General features: G+C 58.2%; 18 protein-coding genes and 2 pseudogenes. 3 read left to right on the top strand and 17 right to left on the bottom strand.

Annotated elements, in window-relative coordinates; all coding sequences use genetic code 11:
• Positions 1-13 precede the first annotated feature (13 nt).
• The 5 genes from LIW51_RS26810 to LIW51_RS26790 all read right to left on the bottom strand — a co-directional run bounded on the left by LIW51_RS26810 (position 14) and on the right by LIW51_RS26790 (position 3,683).
• Complete coding sequence (locus tag LIW51_RS26810; RefSeq protein ID WP_227378498.1) at positions 14-1,126, bottom strand: flavin-containing monooxygenase; 1,113 nt, start codon at positions 1,124-1,126, stop codon at positions 14-16.
• Positions 1,123-1,974, bottom strand: a complete 852-nt coding sequence (locus tag LIW51_RS26805; RefSeq protein ID WP_227378497.1) for an ABC transporter permease — start codon at positions 1,972-1,974, stop codon at positions 1,123-1,125. The genes LIW51_RS26810 and LIW51_RS26805 overlap by 4 nt, the downstream gene beginning before the upstream one ends.
• Entirely contained in the window at positions 1,971-3,044 is a 1,074-nt protein-coding gene (locus LIW51_RS26800) for an ABC transporter ATP-binding protein (protein WP_227378496.1), read from the bottom strand. The genes LIW51_RS26805 and LIW51_RS26800 overlap by 4 nt, the downstream gene beginning before the upstream one ends.
• A gap of 68 nt (positions 3,045-3,112) precedes the next feature.
• Positions 3,113-3,529 carry an SRPBCC family protein gene (locus LIW51_RS26795; RefSeq protein WP_227378495.1) on the bottom strand — a complete coding sequence of 139 codons (417 nt, stop codon included), beginning with the start codon at positions 3,527-3,529 and terminating at the stop codon, positions 3,113-3,115.
• A gap of 4 nt (positions 3,530-3,533) precedes the next feature.
• Entirely contained in the window at positions 3,534-3,683 is a 150-nt protein-coding gene (locus tag LIW51_RS26790; RefSeq protein WP_227378494.1) for an SRPBCC family protein, read from the bottom strand.
• A 182-nt stretch (positions 3,684-3,865) separates the two neighbouring features.
• On the opposite strand from LIW51_RS26790, the gene LIW51_RS26785 reads away from it, so the two are divergent.
• A complete protein-coding gene (locus tag LIW51_RS26785; RefSeq protein ID WP_227378493.1) occupies positions 3,866-4,510 on the top strand; it encodes a helix-turn-helix domain-containing protein in 645 nt (214 codons plus the stop codon).
• 43 nt (positions 4,511-4,553) lie between these two features.
• Here the strand turns inward: LIW51_RS26785 and LIW51_RS26780 are convergent, their stop codons facing one another.
• From LIW51_RS26780 to LIW51_RS26765, 4 genes and pseudogenes are all read right to left on the bottom strand, one after another.
• Positions 4,554-4,988 carry a toxin-antitoxin system TumE family protein gene (locus LIW51_RS26780; protein ID WP_227378492.1) on the bottom strand — a complete coding sequence of 145 codons (435 nt, stop codon included), beginning with the start codon at positions 4,986-4,988 and terminating at the stop codon, positions 4,554-4,556.
• Positions 4,989-4,991: 3 nt separating this feature from the next.
• Entirely contained in the window at positions 4,992-5,513 is a 522-nt protein-coding gene (locus tag LIW51_RS26775; RefSeq protein ID WP_227378491.1) for a DUF7342 family protein, read from the bottom strand.
• Positions 5,485-6,201 (bottom strand): annotated as a pseudogene (locus LIW51_RS26770) (phage NrS-1 polymerase family protein); the annotation flags it as partial. The pseudogene LIW51_RS26770 and the gene LIW51_RS26775, both read right to left, overlap by 29 nt.
• Positions 6,202-6,633: 432 nt before the next feature.
• Entirely contained in the window at positions 6,634-9,183 is a 2,550-nt protein-coding gene (locus LIW51_RS26765; RefSeq protein WP_227378489.1) for a hypothetical protein, read from the bottom strand.
• Positions 9,184-9,227: 44 nt separating this feature from the next.
• On the opposite strand from LIW51_RS26765, the pseudogene LIW51_RS39495 reads away from it, so the two are divergent.
• Positions 9,228-9,515 (top strand): annotated as a pseudogene (locus LIW51_RS39495) (hypothetical protein); the annotation flags it as partial.
• A 139-nt stretch (positions 9,516-9,654) separates the two neighbouring features.
• Here the strand turns inward: LIW51_RS39495 and LIW51_RS26755 are convergent.
• Together LIW51_RS26755 and LIW51_RS26750 are read right to left on the bottom strand one after the other, a co-directional pair.
• The gene (locus tag LIW51_RS26755) at positions 9,655-10,386 is read right to left on the bottom strand and encodes a GNAT family N-acetyltransferase (protein ID WP_227378488.1); all 732 of its coding nucleotides are present in this window, start codon (positions 10,384-10,386) and stop codon (positions 9,655-9,657) included.
• Positions 10,387-10,695: 309 nt separating this feature from the next.
• On the bottom strand, positions 10,696-11,088 hold the full coding sequence (locus LIW51_RS26750) for a winged helix-turn-helix domain-containing protein (RefSeq protein WP_227378487.1): 393 nt from the start codon (positions 11,086-11,088) through the stop codon (positions 10,696-10,698).
• Between the two features lie 111 nt (positions 11,089-11,199).
• Here LIW51_RS26750 and LIW51_RS26745 point away from each other — a divergent pair, with 111 nt between their 5' ends.
• Positions 11,200-11,868: a DUF7509 family protein gene (locus tag LIW51_RS26745; RefSeq protein ID WP_227378486.1), complete on the top strand. Its 669-nt coding sequence runs from the start codon at positions 11,200-11,202 to the stop codon at positions 11,866-11,868.
• A 242-nt stretch (positions 11,869-12,110) separates the two neighbouring features.
• On the opposite strand, the gene LIW51_RS26740 is transcribed toward LIW51_RS26745, so the two are convergent.
• The 6 genes from LIW51_RS26740 to LIW51_RS26715 are packed head-to-tail and all read right to left on the bottom strand — an operon-like array spanning position 12,111 to position 19,186.
• The gene (locus tag LIW51_RS26740; protein ID WP_227378485.1) at positions 12,111-13,109 is read right to left on the bottom strand and encodes a tetratricopeptide repeat protein; all 999 of its coding nucleotides are present in this window, start codon (positions 13,107-13,109) and stop codon (positions 12,111-12,113) included.
• Positions 13,106-14,464, bottom strand: a complete 1,359-nt coding sequence (locus tag LIW51_RS26735; protein ID WP_227378484.1) for an ABC transporter ATP-binding protein — start codon at positions 14,462-14,464, stop codon at positions 13,106-13,108. Before LIW51_RS26735 ends, LIW51_RS26740 begins: the two co-directional genes overlap by 4 nt.
• On the bottom strand, positions 14,461-15,510 hold the full coding sequence (locus tag LIW51_RS26730) for an ABC transporter ATP-binding protein (RefSeq protein WP_227378483.1): 1,050 nt from the start codon (positions 15,508-15,510) through the stop codon (positions 14,461-14,463). The genes LIW51_RS26735 and LIW51_RS26730 overlap by 4 nt, the downstream gene beginning before the upstream one ends.
• Positions 15,507-16,418, bottom strand: coding sequence for an ABC transporter permease (locus LIW51_RS26725; protein WP_227378482.1), 912 nt, complete (start codon positions 16,416-16,418; stop codon positions 15,507-15,509). The genes LIW51_RS26730 and LIW51_RS26725 overlap by 4 nt, the downstream gene beginning before the upstream one ends.
• Positions 16,419-16,432: 14 nt before the next feature.
• Positions 16,433-17,404: an ABC transporter permease gene (locus LIW51_RS26720; protein ID WP_227378481.1), complete on the bottom strand. Its 972-nt coding sequence runs from the start codon at positions 17,402-17,404 to the stop codon at positions 16,433-16,435.
• Positions 17,405-17,437: 33 nt separating this feature from the next.
• The gene (locus LIW51_RS26715; protein ID WP_227378480.1) at positions 17,438-19,186 is read right to left on the bottom strand and encodes an ABC transporter substrate-binding protein; all 1,749 of its coding nucleotides are present in this window, start codon (positions 19,184-19,186) and stop codon (positions 17,438-17,440) included.
• Between the last annotated feature and the right edge of the window lie 155 nt (positions 19,187-19,341).

Raw genomic sequence — 19,341 nt, 5'->3', positions numbered from 1 at the left:
ACCACGGGATGGCTCATTCCGTCTCGCCAGCGTCGGTTCGCGTTTGTATCCGGGCATCGATATACCGAGCATCAGCACCAACACCGACGAGCGTGGCCGAAACGAGCGAACGCTGGTAGGGCAGGCCGAGGAAGTACAGTCCTGGTTCATCTTCCACAACTCCTCGGTCGTGAATTGGGGAGCCGTCATCATCACGGCTCAGGCCAGGAACCGCAATCCAGCTGAAGTCCGGGCGGAACCCCGTTGCCCAAATCACGGCGTCCACGTCGAGGAGTCGCCCGTCCTCGAGACGTGGCGTGCCGTTTACCACCTCCTTCACTCGGGGAACCCGCTTGACGCCTACCTGTTGGAGGTCTTCGGGTGTGAGACGAATCAACGGGTCGCCTCCTTCCTGACCACGCTTTTTCAGCTTTCGACCGATCCACGTATCAACAGTCAGCAAATCGCTGAACAGCCACTGGAAGATGCGCCCGTCAAACCAAAACAACCAGCGAGGGAGGTCATCGGCATCCCATTTCGGGAGGTGGCCAGTGTCCGGCCCGGAGAGCCACACACGTCGGTCAGCAGCGAGCTCGATGGCGATCTCGGCTCCCGAGTTGCCAGCACCGACGACGAGAACGTCCCCCGAGGGTAGCTGGTCGGGGTTCTGGTACTCGCTCGAATGGAGCTGGGTGATCGACGGGGCAAGTTGCGGGGCGAACGCAGGGACGTGCGGATGGTGATATGGCCCGGTCGCCACCACGACGTGACCCGCCGTGATGCGCTTCGTACCGGCATCGAGCACGTAGCGATCGCCGTTCTGGGTGAGCGACTCGACTCTCGTGTCGAGCTGTACTGGCAGGTCGAACCGGTCGACATACGACGCCAAGTAGTCGGCCATTTCGTCTTTGGTCGGAAAGTAGGCGTTCGCAGCGGGGAACTGCATTCCCGGCAGGTTGCTGAGGCCGGCCGGAATGAACAGCCGTAGCGAGTCCCAGCGGGTGCGCCAGGCGTCACCCACGCGGCTCCCAGCGTCGAGGATCACGAACGAGTGGTCGTGTTGTGCGAGGTAGTAGCCCATGGCCAACCCGGCCTGACCCCCACCGATCACGACCGTCTCGACGTGTTGTGTGGCTCTCGACGTCATCGGTGTCCCCCTACTCCCAGCGTGGTCTCGCTATCTGTCGCACGACGAAGCAGTACGACAGCGATTCCCCCAAGTACGAGATCGAACACGACGAGCACCACGACGGCTGGTCCGATCGTCGTCCACACCCACCCATCGAGCATAAGTACTCGGATTGCAGTCACTCCGTAGGTCACGGGGTTGAACGTGCTGATGGTCTGGATCCACGTTGGAAGGAGCGACCTCGGTACAAACGACGAGCTCAGAAACACCAACGGGAGCGTGATAAAGTTGCTTACGAGAGCGGTCGCGTCCGAGCGGTGCGTCACGAGTCCAACGATATTCGAGAACGCGACGAAGACGAAACTGAACAACTCAGCGATCAGGACGATCGCGACAATCCCGCCGAGTCCCGTGACGACGTGCGCTCCAAGCACCATTGCTAGTGCGAGCAGAAAGAGGACCTGCACCGCGAGACGGAGCGCCTCGGAACAGATCTTCCCCACGACCATCGCACTCCGGTTCATTGGTGAGACGAGTTGTTTGTTAAAGATTCCAGTGTCCATATCATCAACGAGGCCCATCCCGGACGTGGCGGCGGCGAACATCGCCATGACGATGATGACCGCTGGAGAGAAAAACGCCAGATAGCTTTCGGCAGGGAAGCCCGGAAGCAGCGTTAACGATTTGAACACCTGGGTGTAGCCCGCGAGCCAGATGATTGGCATGACTAACGAGATCGTTAGCGTGAACGGATTTCTGATCGCTTTCAGATTCCACCGTTCGAAATTCGTCCAGATATCCTGCAGGACAGCGCTCTTTGGTACGGGAAAGCGTTGAAAGTACTCACCTACGTCGGCAATCCTCATTCATCCACCTCGTCGTTGGCGTGTTCTGGACTCGATGCGGCTGGCTCCTGGTGGTGGGTATCGTCGAGCGTCCCACCAGTGAGCGTCAGGAAGACGTCGTCGAGGGTTGGTGACCGCACATCGAATCGTGTCACGGTGAAGTCACGTTCTTCGAGGGCCACGAGTAATTTCGTTCCGATCTGTCGTGTCCGCATCGACGAGATGACGAGGCCGTCCCGTGTAAGCCCGACGTGGGCATCTTCACTAAGATGGCCGGTTTCGAAGACTGCCTCCCGTGCCCGCTCGACATCGGTGGGAGTCGTGGTTTCGAGAGTAATCTCCAACGTATCGCCCCCAACCTGCTGTTTCAGTTCTGCGGGTGAGCCCTGCGCGATGAGCTCTCCGTCTGCGATCACCGCGAGCCGATTACAGAGATTGTCGGCTTCTTCGAGATACTGGGTCGTGAGAAAGACGGTGGTCCCCTGGGCGTTGATCTCCCGGAGGTGCTCCCACAGACGCAACCGGGCGTTCGGGTCGAGCCCCGTGGTGGGTTCATCGAGGAACACGAGCGGTGGGCGATGGACGAGACTCGTTGCGACGTCGAGCCGCTTTTGCATTCCTCCGGAGAATGTGTCCGTCTGTGCGTCGGCAGCGTCCTCCAGACCGACCAACTGGAGGAGGTCGGCTATTCGGTCGGCTCGCTCTGACTGCGGAACATGATACATCTTACAGGCATAGTGGAGGTTCTCTCTGGCGGTGAGTTCAGGATCGACGCTGGTGTTCTGCGCAGTATACCCGACAGTGTTGCGCACGGCGACTGGCTGCTCCACGGTGTCGAAGCCGTTGATAGTTACATGACCGGTCGTTGGCTTCAGTAGCGTGACGAGCAGCTTGATAAGTGTGGTTTTCCCCGCTCCGTTCGGGCCGAGGAGTCCGAAAAACTCGCCCTCACGAATATCGAGGGTCAGGTTCCGAACAGCTGTCGTCCCGTTATGATAGGTAAATCGAAGGTCAGTCGCCGAAATCGCCCGCCTAGAGTCGGTCGCTGCCGTATTATCAACGTTGTTTGTCGTTGTCAGCGGTTCAGGCATCTCGGCTATCGGTATGACGGCCGAGTGGAAGGTATCAGCACCCCTTATTCTGGGACTCTTTAACACCGTTATGTTCTCGTCCTGTCGGTGTCACTTGCTTTCAGGTCACTCCCCATCTCAGGATTGACCTGCTCCTGGGTGACCACGATTTCGGTTCCCTCGTCGACGTTCCGGAACTCGACGCTGATATGGCTCTCAACGCCATCATACGGTTCATCGACTCCTCGAAGGGTGTAGGTGAGACGTTCGTTTCCGACGACCTCCAGCAACTCGCCCTCGAAGTCGAAGCGATCGTCGCCAGAGAAATGACTCACTGAGAGCGAAACCCCGGATTCGGCGTCGATCGTGTGGATCTCGATAGGTAGATCTCCAATCGATTGCCACGCCTCAAGGTCGTCGGGGTCGACAAAGGCGCGGAACACGCGCTCGCGTGGCGCATCGAACGTTCGGCGGATGGTCAGACTAATCTCGCTGGTTTCGATCATCGTTTCAGGCCCCCACAGTGTCGGCGAGGTTCCCGAGCAAGTCGGTCAAGCTGGCCTCGGCGTCGTCGTCGGGGATCGTATCGGGGATGTTTGCCTGGTGGACGGTGACTTCGGTGCCGTCGGCGACCATCTGAAAGGTGATTGTGGCGGTCATCTCGCCGCTCGATGTCGTTCGTAGTTGTCAGCGATCCAGTCATCTCGACTGCCGGTACGACGGCCAAGTGAAAGGCATCAGCACCCCTTATCCTGGGACTGTATAATATAGACGTATTCATAGAATGCGCCGGCAGCGTCGGTCTCGAAACGTCTATGCACCTCCCGAACGGAGCAAGGGCAATGAAGCGTGAAGCCGTCGTCCGGATCCCCACGGCGGAGTTCTCACACCCAAGCCTTGAAGAGTTCGTCTCGCTATGCCGTGAAGCAGGCGTCAAGGAGTGGCGTCCAACAGTTTGTACTGGACCCGGTGGAATCGTGGCGATGCAGGTCGAGCGGCCGTTCGACGAAGAGCAGCTGTCTGCCCTTGAGTATGTTGCGTGGTGGGAACGCACGAATCAAGCCACGTCGGACATCGGATATCTCATAAAACTGGATATCCCCGACTTGACGAATGAGCTTCCCCCTCTTCACGAACTAAACGTGTCGAATGAGGAGATAACAGTAAACAGCCATGGGCTGGACATCTCGTTCGTCGGCACCCAGGAGGCACTATCCTACGTGGTGGGCCAGTACATTGATGCGGGTATCCCGATGGACTTGCGAGCCATGACCGACTATCACGGCCCTACTGGTGTACTAGACTCCTTGACCCATCGACAGCGCGAGGTCGTTCACACCGCCCACAAGATGGGCTATTACGAGATTCCACGGCGCGTTTCGACCGTAGATGTCGCTGCCGAACTTGATCTGGATCAATCGACGGTGTCGGAACACCTGCAACGGGCTGAGCGCAATCTGCTGAGGCGCGCACTGGATGCCGACTGAGGACGATAATGAAGGGGCAGGCCTCTCAACATTAATGCCGTTGTCACACACCGTAGCGTTCTTGCACTTGTTCACCAATCCAGTCAAGGACGGCAAAGAGGACGTCCAGATGATGACCGGCATCAAGTGGTGAAGATTCAACGGTGTCTTCTGCAGTCGGTGGTGGATGGAAGTGTCCAGTCGGTGCGTTTGGTTTGGGGTGGCGATCCCATCGGCATTGCCACGTCTCGTCTGCGGATATCTCGAGATAATGGACGGAGTAGTCCCCACCTTCGAACCATCGAATATCGACGCGAACGTCATCAACCGCCGCTGGATACTGCTCCGAGTCCACTTGGAGTTCGAGAACGCGCGGCGTGATCGAATCTGGCCGGAACTGCCAATCACTGACTAATGGATGTGTGGCTGCCCGCTGTGCAATCACAGTGAGTGTTGGAATATCGAGTGGCCCACTCAGGCCTTCGGGTCGCTCTGTCACGGGTCAGGCCTGTGCTCGATCATCAGTCGTGGACTCGGCTCGCTGAACCGCCCGTTTGAGGACGGTGATATCGCGACGAATCGTTCGCCACTCTGTGAGGTCGTCCCAGCGCTCGTGCATTGTCTCATGATCCTCGACCGCATCGTCGGGAGTGACGACAGCGTCCGGGTCGGGAACGCCATACTCTGCTTGGAAAGGCTGGTCGTCCTCGATGAGGTCGTCGATTCGTGCGCGAAGATCGATCGGACTGTGCTCACGAGCAAGCTGTTCGACACGTTTCCAGCGGAAGTATGAGGGATTACGCTGGTAGGTCGCTGGCCGCGTGTTGGTTCGCTCGGCAATCCCCATCTCCGACAACTGTTCGAGTGCTTGCCGCGCACCGTTTTCGGAGCAGTCAGCCCACTCGGCGAATTGCTGTGCCGACGCTGAATTGTACGTCCTGACGAGGACGTCATAGACCCGCTGGAACGTCGTCCGATCAACCTGCCACTGCTCACGTGCGGTAGACGCATGTCCAGAACGCAAGCAAACAGCACAGCGCCATATCGGCTTCCGACTGACTGTCGTAACTGGCTGTGTTCCCCTGCCAGAGGCGCTCGAACTTTGTGCCGTTCGACGCGTTCCGTGCTTTCTGCAGCAGTTCGTCGTTTTCAAGATTGACATCGACCGTCGGTTCAGACGCTTCGTCATCAGCAGCACCGCGACGGTCTGTCTCGGACGCTGTGTCGGGCTCTGTCTCCTGAACGTACTCGCGGTGAATTGCCTCGTGTGCATCCCGCCTGCGAGCAACGTGCGTGGGAGTGACGTCAACGTGGTCGCCGGTAACGGTGAAGAACCGGGCGGTGTCGTATAACTCGACGCTGCCCCGTCGGTTCCGCCCGTCAGGGAGGTCACCGTTGAGGAGCACATGGTAGCCCGTTCCAGACGGCGAAATCACGGTATAGGAGTCGAGACGCTCTATGATATCCCGCGCATTGTCGTCGACGTCGCCCGTCTCGGGGTCGCGACAGTCGTCGAGGTCGACGCCAACAACGGGATCATCGTCGGTGAACACGAAGCCGACGCCGTCGGCCTTGCCAGCCTCGACGTAGTCACGTGCCGTCTCGAACGTAGCCCAGGTGTCCGGATCCGTCGCTGACGCGAACGACCCCGCCCCGGGCGTCACTGGTATCTTCGTCTGTTTTCCATCCCGCTGCTCCTCGCGCCAGCACACCTACTGGTCGCGGTTCCGTAGCGCACTCGGAATCACTGCTGGCTCGATTGCGGACTCCGAATCCATCATCGAAACCACTCCAGATGACCGTCTGCATTCAGTGTCGTATCTATATCAATCACCTGAGGAAATGGTCGGTGACCGGCCCCCTGCTGTCGCTGCTGCCCTTCTGCCCTGTTCTGCGGATGCACCGTTACAAGAGACGTTCTTTGCTGACAGTAAGGATGTGTCATAGCCTACTTTATCGACGCAAACCCCGGCTGTTTCTCTCTTCTTTATGATAACATATGTATCATAACCAGAGCACTACTCTTCGTCGTCGCCGACCCGTTCGCGAAGTATCTCGGCATCGACCTCGACGACGGGACGAGTCGACTCCACAGGCCGGAGTAGCCACGGGTTCGTTCCTTGACTCTTCTCAGCCCGCTCTCGCTAGCTGTCCGAGTCGAGCGCCATCTGCACTCGCGGGAGCATCCGCTCGACCCGATTCTTTGCGAGCCGTGATAGCTCACCAGGGAGGTCGTCGCTGGTATCGGCGATGTGTCGGGCGGTCTGCAGTCGCTCTTGAACTGTCCGCAGATGCTTGTCCGCCTTCGAGCTCGCTCCCTCTCTGGCGGCGTCACGGGCCGAACCGGCGGCTTGCAACGCGGCGTCGAACGACGTGAGCAGTGCCGTGAACCCCTTCCCGGGATCGTCGTTGTCCCCGGCCGAGTCGGTGTCATTGGGTTCGTCCGTCTGCGATGACGAGGTGTTCAACGACGAGGACAGGGTTTTTGTCGGTATAGACAAGGCGTTTATCGGTGAAGACGAGGTGTTTGTCGGCGAGGACGAATTGTTCGTCGGCGAGGAAGAGGTGTTCGTCTGCGAGGACGAGGTGTTTGTCGGTATGGTCGGAATGCCCGTCGGTGGCGAGGGGGTATCTGTCGATACAGTTGGAGTGCCCGTCGGCGTCGAGTTCCCGGTGCCGTTCGACGGCGTCTCGCCCCGGCTCTCTTTGTCGGTTCCCGTCCCGTTTCCGGCGTTGCCCTCCCCCTTCTCGCCGCTGGCGTTCCCGACGTTGGCTTTCGCGCGCTCCGACGCACGGTTCACCACTTCGTCGCTGACGTCGGTACCCGTCGGCACGTCGTCGATGCCGTCACTGGAGCCGTCCTCGAAAGCGACAGTCTGTTCGCGGGTCTCCACGAGGAAGCGGATCAGGTAGTCAGCCAGCCCCGCCTTCCCGGTTTCGATAGCGTTGACGTCCACCGTCTCGTCGTCCTCGTCGGGGTTGATACGAACTGCCCCATGCCTCCCTTCGGTGTCACGGATGTCCGCGGTATAGGCGCCCGCGCGGTGAACGTAGACGCCGAACCGACCCTCCTCACCCGGCGGACGGCCGTCGTAGATACGCCCTGCGAAGTCGTCGTCGAGCGTCAGGCCGTCGAGAGAGGTGCCGTCGTTTGTCTTCCACTCGATTTTCACCGCGTCCTCGTTGGCGGCTGTCGTAATCTCGCCGTCGACTCCCAGGTAGACGTTGTTTTCCTGGTTACCGTTCTCGAAGGGCAGGGCCTCGTCGCCGTCCTCGACGGTCAGCGTCTCGCCATAGGGTGCCAACCCCGCGCCGTTGACGGTCAGGCGGTGGTCGCCCGCTGGCGGGTCCAGAATGGCGACGACGCCACCGAACGTCGGGACAGCCAATGACTCGCTCTCCAGGATTGCCACCGCCTCGGTCGAAGGGGAACTGAGTTCGACCCCGTTGGAGCCTGGCGCGTCCTCGGTTTCGATTGCCTGTCGAATCGCACCGAGAAGATGCATCACATCCCCGTCGGCTTTGATGGGCTCGTACCGGTCGGCGAGCGCCTGGCGATGCTGAGAGTCGGTGATGTCCTCCTCGGGGTTGGAAAAGCGGGTCTGGTCCCACGGCGCTCCGGGTGAGGTGATGTGCTTCCCGATGGCATCTTCTGCGAAGGTGGGGACAGAGAAACTGAAGCTCAGCTGCGGTCCTGTGAAGTCAGCGATGTTGGAGACGGCATCGATGTCGACGAGTTCGTACTCGACGTCGCCCTCGGCGTCAGCGTGGACCGAGGGGACGAACGTGGTGTCCGACTCGCGAGTCGGGATGTCTTCGGGGGGACGCGTCAGATTGGCGAATGACTCGACGGTGAGGTCGTCGGGGAGCATGTCCTCGGGACGGACGTTCGGCAGGCGGTCGTGCTCGTGGAGCGGTTCGCCGTCGAGTTCGGGAATCGAGTAGGCGAGGCCTGCCCCCTCGTCCCGGGGAAGTCCGTAGGCGAGGGGGAGCGAGGCCCCCTCCGAGCGAACCTTGACGGGGCTGTTGTTGATGTCGGGCGACAGGTCGTCGATGCTTGTACGCTGGAACGTCGACGACCGAGCGTTGAGGCCGAGGGTCGAAGAGTGAGAGCCGACTTCGCTGATGATCGACGCCCGTTCGACGTCGGGGTCGAGGTACTCGTTGTTCGGCATCCGCTGTGAGTGGGCCGATGCGACGAACAGAACCGGGCGACCGGTTCCGCCTGATTCGTCGCGGTCGACGAAGACGTGGAGCACCTCCCAGTCGTGCCAGTGGAAGTTGGTCGAGAACTGGTCGAACACCGAGTAGAACCAGAACTGCACACAGGACAACGAGGCCCCCGGGTACTCGATGGCGTGGTAGAACGCCGTCGGCCGCGGCGAGTCGCCACCCTTGCGGAAGTCGGCGGTGTAGCCATCGACGGCGTCGAACCCGTGAACAACGGTCTCGCCGTCGCGTTCGCTCGTGTACGGTCTTGGGTCGGTCGGGAACCACCGCTCGCGCTTCCCGAAGTAGATTGTCGGTGCATACGCCTCTGCAAGACGCTTCGCCTCGTCTGGATCGGCGACGCGCGTCTCGGGAAGGTTTGAATCGCCGAACAGGAAGGCGCCGCCGGCGACACTGCCGCCGACCGCCAGCGCTGTGAGTAGTTGACGACGACTCATGCCTAGAAGATTTGTATCCTGATCCATCTAACTCCTACCGCTGTTGGCGGTAGTAACTGAACACGAGGGTTATGTGTCTATTGGCCGCGGCGCACCCTCATCGAAGCTGTCTTGTCCCGGCCCCGAGTCCTCCAGCGTATGAGAGCGGCACTCGTCATAAGACGCTGCGTCTCCTCTGTCTGGGTGACAACCACGGCGACGTAACCTTATTAGAGCGGGTTGTAGATGAGACGGATGGCGAGGAATTCAATTTCGTAATTCACATTGGTGATATCACGAACACGTGGTTCGATGGCGTCGACGAAGGCCGCGAACAGCTCGGCGCAATCACGCCGCAGTGCGAAGCGCTCAACGAACGCGGAGAACTACTCTACATCTGGGGGAATCGTGACGGGGCGATCGGCTCTGAACAACCATTCCAGGACAACGATCTCCTAGAAACGTTCATCCCCGACTTCCGTATTCGTCGAGAACGGTCATCGATACAGGCATCGGTACTCAGAGGCTTTTGGCCATCATCAATTCGGCAACGAACTTGTCGTCGATCATGTAGTGTTCCTTGCGGATCGCTTCGGTCTCGAAGCCATGTTCCTCAAGGAACGTGCCTGCGTCCTGATTGGTGGCGGGGATGCTGTTGTAGACCTTCCGATAGCCCTGTGCGGCGGCCCACTCAAGACCGCGATGCAGCAGATGACTCCCGATACCATGGCGGCGGTACTCGCCGAGTACACCGACCGTGAGTTTAGCGGCGTGACTGAGTTTCTCGAGTTCGGGGGCCTCGAGGTGGGCCCAGCCAACTACATCGTCGTTGACGGTCGCCACGAAGAACATCCGGGTTTCCACGTCGTTGTGGCGGATGAGAACGCCCTCGTAATCGAGTTGCTCGGCGACGCTTTCGGCGACGAGATACATCTTCTCTTCGGTGATTCGCTGAATTACCCCAATGATTCCTGAGAGATCCTCTTGCCGGGCCGGGCGGATCACGTACTCGACGCCGTCGGTTCTGTACTCCTCTGCAGTGCCGGCTTCGAGCGCGACATATAGTGCCCCGTCGTGCTCTTTGAGATAGCCGTCGCGTTCGAGTATCGTCACTTCATGGTCAAACTGGTCCTGCTCCATTCCGACCGCCTCCATGACTCCCTGCCGCTCAACCAACCCATTTTGTTCGACATATTCGTAGATCTGCCGATGATCCGGCGACCCGAATTCAGGTTTTTGACGGGCTTGCATGGTTCCACTCTATCTCACTACCGACCCTACTTATTCCTTGTTGCACGGTATCACTGAACACGATGTCCTTGGAGTTGACCGACATTGCGTAATACAACGCTTGGATACCTCCGTCTATCATCCGTATTCGGTGAATAGCATAAATCGATAGATAGCGCCCACTTCGGTCAGGTTGTTCATGGTTCAATGAGGTAGGTGAGATGTAGCCGTCTCAAGGCATGAAACGGGATTCTCTGAACTCCATAGAACATCCGTATACGGGGGTACGAAACTGAACCGAACACGGGAGCGAAAACGACACAAGCCTCGTTACGAATAGGCGTCGTTGAACTCGCGTTCGCGGCGCATCAGCTCCTCGACGCCGTGCTCAAGGATGCCACGCCCCATTGCGGTTGGCCGGTAGTACGTGTAGAAGCCCTGGCTATCGGCAGTTCGTCGCTGGCGCTTGTCGACGAGTCCGACGTCGACCAGTTCGTCGAGATGGTAGTGGAAGTTGTGGGATTCAACATCGACCGCCGATTTAAGATCGGCGGCGCTCAGCTCGTCGTTGGCGACGAGGGTTCGCAGGATGCGAAACCGCGTTGGGTGACCGATCGCTTGTTGCATCGCGAGGTACTCCTCGAGCGTCAGCCCGCTCTCCTCGGGGAGCGGGGGCTCCGGCTGGCGAACCTCGTCCGTAGAGCGGCGGTCAGTTTCGGCCATTAGGGTTGCCTCGGGTTGAAGGTTGTAGCGTCACATACTTAGTCGTTCTCTACTAGATGATTCCTGAGAACACCAGGATTTATATACTCACTATCCGAATCGACGACCCGAATGCGGGACCGGATTATCGACAATCTCCCTCAGGCGATCTGTGACTCGGTTGCTCTTCCCCACGTTCGACGCGAGCAGTTTCTCGTCTATCTGATGGGCCCCTATCGAACGTTCGACGTCGAAGCCCTGCTACCAGAGGACGCCGATGTCGAGACCGACGCGCCTTCATTTGCGACGTGGAACGAGGCCAGCGGTGAGTACGCCGAGAACGAGGTTCTACGCCTCCTCCAGGAGACTCGTGATTGTCTCCGTGACCGCGGCTTCAACGCCTTCCTCGCAATCGATGTGGGAATCCCACTTGATGAGATGGATGCTGCAACACAGAGTATCGCCTTCGCGCACGCGAGCAATGCAACCATTTTCATCGCGCCACAGGTCGGCGATAATCTCGGCGTCGGCATCGAAATCGGGAGCGTCCTCGAGGATCTACTGCCGAGAGATCGCATGGACGGCCCAGCAGCCGACGTCACGCCACCTGAGCGCACGCGACGGATGATGGTGGTGACCGAACCGTCGGTGCGGAGTGCGATGCTCGGGGCAGTGCATGCACGCTGGGACGCGAGCGTACGGACGTTCACGGAGGCCGCCGACTGCTGTCGGTTGTGCGCGCAGTTCTGCACCCATATTCAGAACGAGGAACTCTACGGTTCGCTCGACCGCCTAGACTGAAGCGCGCCAAGGACAGATTCACCATGATCAGGACTCGATCATCGGAACTCTGGAGGATATCCTTGGGTTCCTTGAGATGGTTCTCTGCTTTTTGCACCTGCCCTACTTCGAAGTAGGCGAGTGACTTCGCGAGGTCTGCGGAAATTGCCGTAGCCTCGTCTTGGAACTTTTCGATTTGATCTTGTGTTGAGACCGTTCATACCGCCATCGTCAGCCGGTTCCTATCAATTTGTTCTCCATCCTCAACTCGAGCCGTAGTGACAGTCGTCGAATTCGATTGTTTCAGATACTCCGTCTGTAACTGGCCCATCAAGGAATATTCGCTCAACGCTCCACGGTTCACACACCTCCAAATCGATCACCCCGAGAGCGAGATAATAACTTTGGAGGAAGGGAAACCTAGTTGGAGACCCGCAGAGTCGAAGTCGGAGTTCCGATTCTGGGTGGAGCCGATCTATCGGCATACAATCACCCATTCCAACAAGCGGTGTAAGCTCACCTCCTTTAGGACCGAATGTAGCCGTCATTTCACCCTCCCTCGGAACATCGGCTGTCCATCGAAGATAGACGCGAATTCCAAGTTTCCCCTCGCGAAATTGATTCGAAAACCGGTGGTCGGCTGCTAGCCCGACCGCTTTTGCGGTCCACGTCCGTGTGTCCAAGTGCAGTGCTTCCTCGACGTAGTCAATAGCTACAGCATCAGCACCTCGCAAGTGGTTCGCGTAAGCCGCTAATACGCGAGATGCGACCGCGCCGTCGTCGCCTCCGCTTTCTTCCGTAGCTCGTTCGAAGTTTCTCGTCGCGCGCTCGAAATTATTCGCTCGAATCGCGCGTGCGCCATCATGAACGTACGAGGCGGACTTCGCTCCAAGTGTGAGGTTCTTCAGTTCACCCGGTTCATGCGCCACGATAAAATTGTATAGAGCGGTTTCGCGTTTTCGAAATGAAGCGGAAACAGTGTGATTGAGGTGTATGGATACGCTCTGATTAACGAGTTCTGCAAGTACTTCGTCAACGACCGTCATCAGTAATGTCGAGTTGACGGCCGAATCACCATTTGTATATCGTAGTTGTCGAGTAAAGAGTTCCTGACGTTCCGGCTCGATAGCTCGGTCGTAAGCCTCTCGTAAGAGAGATTCAGAGCGGTCATCAGTAATCACGCTGGGGCCGCGCCCCACGATGTCTTTCAGCGCGTTAAGGACGAACGTCCTGGTCGTCTGTTGGTGATCGTTCGTATTCATTTGTCTCCATCCAGGTCGGATTGCAGTTGTACACCTTGTTCTGGCGTACCTGGTTGCTGCGGGTCATATAGATGGCATAAGACCATCTGTCGGTCAGCAACTGACAGCTTCCGCGGAACATCCGTTTGACAGACGGATGTAAATTCAGCCGCGAGCAAATCGAGTGCTTGCTCGCGTTCACCGGATACAAGGCTGGCGATGGCCGAGCGAACGGTTTCCTCCACGTCGTCCGATAACGTCACTGTCTCTCGATCCGCGATTGCCGCCTGCGTAATGTGCTCTTCGTATATCTCCTCAACGACGTCCAAGTCGGTGACGTTCTCCTGTTTCAGTTCGAGTTGCTGACGAACGGCGTTTGGATTGACGCTCCCGTTTTCGACCGACTTCTTGAAATGAAAGACCCGACGCCACTCTTTTTGTGTCCCGGTCCAACCTTCGGGGGCGATGACGCGTGGACAGCGCGGGTGGAACCGGCATCCCGAGGGTGGGTCAATCGGCGTCGGCACGTCTCCTTCGAGGACGATTCGTTTACGTTCAACCGAGGGATCTGGAACTGGGATGCTCGACAGCAGCGACTCTGTGTACGGATGAGCAGGGTTGTGGAACACGGCGTGCGTCGCGCCGATCTCGACGATTTCCCCCAGATACATCACCGCGATACGGTCACAGATGCGTCGGACGGTGCTCAAGTCGTGAGAGATGAAAAGTATTGAGAGTCCCATTTCCTCGCGAATCTGTCCAAGTAGATTCAGAATTTGGGCCTGCACGCTCACGTCGAGTGCGCTCACTGGCTCGTCAGCGACGATAAGACTCGGCTCGACCGCCAGCGCTCTGGCGATGGCGATCCGCTGTCGTTGACCGCCGGAGAATTCGTGAGGGTGGCGGTCGAGATGCCTACTACTCAATCCGACCCGTTCAAGTAGTGTTGCGGCACGTTCGTCTCGGTCCCGTTTCGAGTCACCGATTCCGTGAACCGCCATTGGTTCAACTAGCGTCCGACGAACGGTGTACCGTGGGTTCAGCGAGGCAAACGGATCCTGATAGATCATCTGTGCCTTGCTTCTGAACTCACGCAATTCTTGGGCGTCGTACGCGGTCACTTCGTCGTCCCGATAATAAACAGCACCGTCGGTGGGTTCTACGAGGCGAAGCGCCACCCGCGCGAGCGTGCTTTTCCCGCACCCCGACTCGCCGACCAGCCCGAGCGTTTCACCTTCATTGACGGTCAGATCCACGCCGTCGACGGCGCGAACGTTCTCCGTCTCGTGATCGGGACGGAGCCGGGTCAGAAGGGAAGACGATACCGGAAAGTGCTTTTTCAAATTGACGATGCGAAGCAGAGGTTCGTCGGTCATCGCGGATCCTCCCAAATACATGCGCTGTGGTGGTCGTTGTCAACCTCACGTAGCCGTGGATCGATTCGCTCGCAATCTTCGACCGCGTACGGACACCGTGGGTGGAAATTACAGCCAGCTGGCGGATCCGTTAGGGATGGTACTTCGCCGTCGATCGGCGCGAGGGTCTGGCTGTCTTCCGTCGGATCGGGGATGCAGTCGAGTAGTCCTTTGGTGTACGGGTGTCTCGGACCCTCGAACAGCGTCCGCACGTCGGTGTACTCAACGATCCGCCCGGCGTACATCACCGCGACGCGATCACAGACTTCGGCGATCACACCGAGATCGTGCGTGATGAGCAGCACTGCCGTTCCCAATTCGTGGCTCAGTTCCTGAATGAGCTCGAGTATCTGGGCTTCGATTGTCACGTCGAGTGCCGTCGTGGGCTCATCCGCGATCAGCAGGTCAGGTTCGCAGGCGAGTGCCATCGCGATCATCGCGCGTTGTCGCATTCCCCCCGAAAACTGGTGCGGGAAATCATCTACCCGATCTTCCGGGCTTGGAATCCCGACTCGTCGCATTAGTTCGACCGCACGCTGTCGCGACGCCTTCTCTTTCAACTCCCGGTGGACGCGGAGCGGTTCGCCCACCTGCCAACCGATGTCGAACACCGGGTTAAGTGCGGTCGTCGGCTCCTGGAAAATCATCGATATGCGATCGCCCCGTAGCTCGCGCATCTCTGATTTTGACTTTTCTAAGAGATTTTCTCCGTCGAACCAGACCTCTCCATCGCGGATGTAGCCGGGCGGCTGAATCAGTCGCATCAGCGAAAGGCTCGTCACGCTCTTGCCCGACCCGCTCTCGCCGACCAACCCCAAAATCTCTCCGGGTTGGATCTCGAACGAAACGCCGTCCGCCGCTCGGACGACTCCCTCGTCCGTGTCGAACCACGTGTAGAGATCTCGCACCGAGAGTAGTGGTTCGCCGCGGTGAGTCAGCTCCCATTCGGATCCGTCGTACGGTTCGCTTCGAGCTCCGTGTTTGAGACGGTCGATTTCGTAACTCATGCTTCGGGCCCTCCTTTCGTTGCCGACCGGGGATCAAACTCATCGCGCAAGCCGTCCCCCAACAAATTCAACGACAGCACCGTGAGGAGGATCGCCAGCCCCGGGAATGTAGAGATCCACCACTGTGCGGGGAGGTAATCCCGTCCCGTCGCGATCATCTCCCCCCACGTTGGCGTTGGCGGCTGGACGCCCAACCCGAGGAACGATAATGACGCCTCGAAGATGATCGCCGTCGCTACGTGGAACGTCGCCTGCACCAGTACGGGTGCGAACGCATTTGGAATGACATGTTTGAACAGGATGGAGACATCTCCGAGGCCGGTGTTGCGCGCGGCCTCGACGTACTCCTCCTCTTTGACCGAGAGCACGCTCCCGCGAATGAGACGGGCGTACTGCGGTGAGTAGACGACTCCGATGACGATGATGACGTTCTGCAGGCTTGGTCCGAGTGCGCCGACCAACGCAAGCGCTAGCACCAGTGCCGGGAATGAGATCATTACATCGGTAAGTCGCATCAGTGCCTCATCGGTCCAACCACCGACGTAACCCGCAACACTTCCGAGAGGGACGCCGATGCTCATGGCTAACGCTACCGCGCCGATACCGACCAAGAGCGAAATACGAGCGCCGTACACCAGCCGGCTGAACACGTCTCGGCCCGTCAAGTCTGTACCGAGTATGAACCTCGCCGACGGCCCGTGGAGTGCGGCGTCGTAATGAGGAGCGATTGGATTATACGGCGCGACGATCGGCGCGGCGAATGCTGTTACCGTAATCGTTGAGACTACCCAGAACGACAGACGTGCACTGCGGTCGAGTCGGCGGTACAGGTCGGTCAACGCACGGATAACGTTCGTTGCCCGGGTCGTTAGGGTTGCTTGTTCGGCGGTCTGTCCTTCAATTGCCATTATATGTCACTCCGTCAGTCATATTTGATTCTCGGATCGAGGAACGCGTACAGCAGATCGACAGCCAGATTCGCGAATACAAACACGATCGCGATCAGGAGAACGATTCCCTGAATGAGTGGCATGTCCCGTTGCTCGACTGCGGTGTACAGTAATTGCCCGATGCCGGGCCACTGGAATACCTGTTCGATGACGACGGAACCGTTTATCAGAAACCCGAGCTGGAGACCGAGTACCGTCAACACAGGGATGAAAGCGTTTTTGAATCCATGTACCAGTACGACGGTCGATTCTTTCACGCCCTTCGACCGGGCGGTCCTGATGTAATCCTCGTTGAGCACCTCGAGCATGGCGGCTCGCGTGAGCCGGGTCGTGAGTGCCGCGAATCCCAACCCGAGAACAAGACCCGGCGCGACGATGTGGCGAAGCCACGGAACGAACCCCTCTGCCGGCGAGACGTACCCGCCAGCAGGGATAACCTGGAATCCGAACCACTCCTGCCAGAACAGCGCAAACACGAGGATCGCCATGATGCCGACCCAGAACGACGGCATGCTAATGCCAAGAAATGCTCCGATGCGACCGAAGTGGTCGATGGCTGTATCCTTGTACACGGCACTCAAGATGCCAACCGGTATCGCAACGAACAGCGCGACGAACAGCGCGACAGCGGCAAGCTCCAACGTCGGCCAGAGGTGGTCGACGATCATTTCTGTTACCGGCTGTCGGGTGGCGTACGACCGGCCGAGATCACCTTGCGCTGCGTTTGTCACCCACTTGACGTACTGAATGTACAGCGGTTGATCAAGACCGAGTCGGTTGCGGAGTGCAGCAATCTGCGACGGCGTCCGCGCGTTCGGCGGTAGCAGTACTGTAATTGGGCTTCCCGGCGTAAGTTGCACGAGCAAGAACACGACAGCCGTGATGCCGAGTAACACTGGAACGAGCAACAACAATCGTTTCACCGCGTAATTTCCTATCCCCATTGGTAACGATTAGTTCGGAGACGATGGCTCAGATTAGCCCTGTCTGAGCCACACTTTTTCGAGATTGAGCTCTCCCGTCGGGAACGTGCGGAAGTTCTGCACCTCGTTTCGATATCCCTGGTTGACGTTCCACCACACCTGGAATATCTGTGGGATGTCCTCCGTAATTTTCCCTTGAACCTTCGAGTAAATCCGTTTCTGCTCGTTTTGATCCAACGTCTTGCGGGCGTTCTCCATCCACGTGTCGACCTGCTCGTTCGAGTAGTACGAGACGTTCAGCCACGCATCCGTGTGGAAGGTGATGTACGAATACCCATCTGCATCGAATGCGTACGTGATGTCTTCGAGCAGAGCATGGAAATTCGAAGGTGGACCGACTTGATCTTTCGGAGGGAACTTTTTTGGATCCCAAGCCTCAATTACCGGCTCCCAGGCCGCGGACTTCTCCTTCGGAGTAATCTCCATATCGACGCCGATCTGTCTAAGATTCTGCTGCAGGATCGACGCAGTGTCGACGAATAGCGGCTGATTCGTCGGTTGACAAGTGAATTGAAGCCCGGTCTCCCCCGCTTGCTCTAACAATGATCTCGCCCGCTCGGGATCGTACTCATACTTGGTGACAGCTCCCTCGTCGTACGCCCAGTGCCACGGCGGGAAGATACTGTGGCCCGGAGAAGCGAGACCGTCAAACTTCGTTTGGATGATCGCCTGTTTGTTCGACGCGAGGGCGAGTGCCTGCCGAACCTCCTTTTTCGAAAGCGACGGGAAGGTAGTCTGGTTGACGTAAAGGTTGATCTGCGAGGCACCGGGACGACTGTTGACGCTCACGTCGCCAGACTGCTTGACCGAGGATACATCCCTCGCTTCCAGATATTCGGCGATGTGAATCCCGCCAGTTCTGATCTGCGTAGCGGTAACGGAAGATTCCGGAACGATTCGGTAGACGACTCGGTCGGGATAAGGGAGTTGCTGCCCATTCTCGTCCTTTTTGAAGTAGTTTGGATTTCGTTCGAACGTGTACTGGCTATTGGGGGACGCCTCGACGAACTGATACGGACCCGTCGCCCAGATACCCACGTCCGGCGTTCCTAGATCCTTGCCATATTTTTCGATCACTTCCGGCGGAACGATCGTTGTCCGAGGATCGCTCAACTTGTAGAGAAGCGGTGAGTATGGCTCGGCGAGGTTGAACGTCACCTCATATTCGCCGGTCGCCTGCACCGATTGCTTTGGGTCGATGCCCTCGCCGACGAGGATCCCTTCATAGTCGGCACGAGCGGGCGAACCGTATTTCTCGTCGAGGATTTTTTGGAAGTTCACCACCACGTCATCGGCTTTCATCTCCCCGTAATCACCGTGAAATCGGACACCCTTTCGGAGTGGGAATACATACTTTCTACCGCCGTTCTCAGGTTTTGGAACCTTCGTCGCGAGATCTGGAAGGAATCTCCCTTCGGGATCGACATCGACGAGCGTATTACCGTAGTTTTCGGCGAGCTGGGAGCTTGACGTGTCTTGAAACAGGTGCGGGTGGAGAGTCCACGGGTCAGATTGGAGTGCGACCCGCAGTGTCCCCCCGTTCTGTGGTTTGGCCGGTGTGTTTTCCTGTTGGTCGTCTACTTGCTCGCTCTCAACATTAGGTTCCGAACGGCCTGTACAGCCAGCGAGCATGCTTGTCGTACTAGCAACGCCGGCGGTACCCGTAACGCGAAGGAACGAACGTCGATCGAGTGAACGTCGGCCGAACCGTTTTTCTTCCTCTTGTTGTCCACCATTCCTCATGAACAATTGGGATGTTAGTATGGTACAAAAGTTATTATGACCATTCTATCAAAACAGGATTGGATAGTTACTATTCAGCGTTTAATTGCCAAGATAGGAGGGAGCAAGCAGGACGGGGAGGATATCAACCGAGCTGTGGGGGGTCGCCACATTGT

Source organism: Haladaptatus halobius, assembly GCF_020618475.1.
GTDB classification, from domain to species: domain Archaea; phylum Halobacteriota; class Halobacteria; order Halobacteriales; family Haladaptataceae; genus Haladaptatus; species Haladaptatus halobius.
Note: the sequence above shows the minus strand (reverse complement) of the source record. Positions and strands in the feature narration are given on the sequence as shown.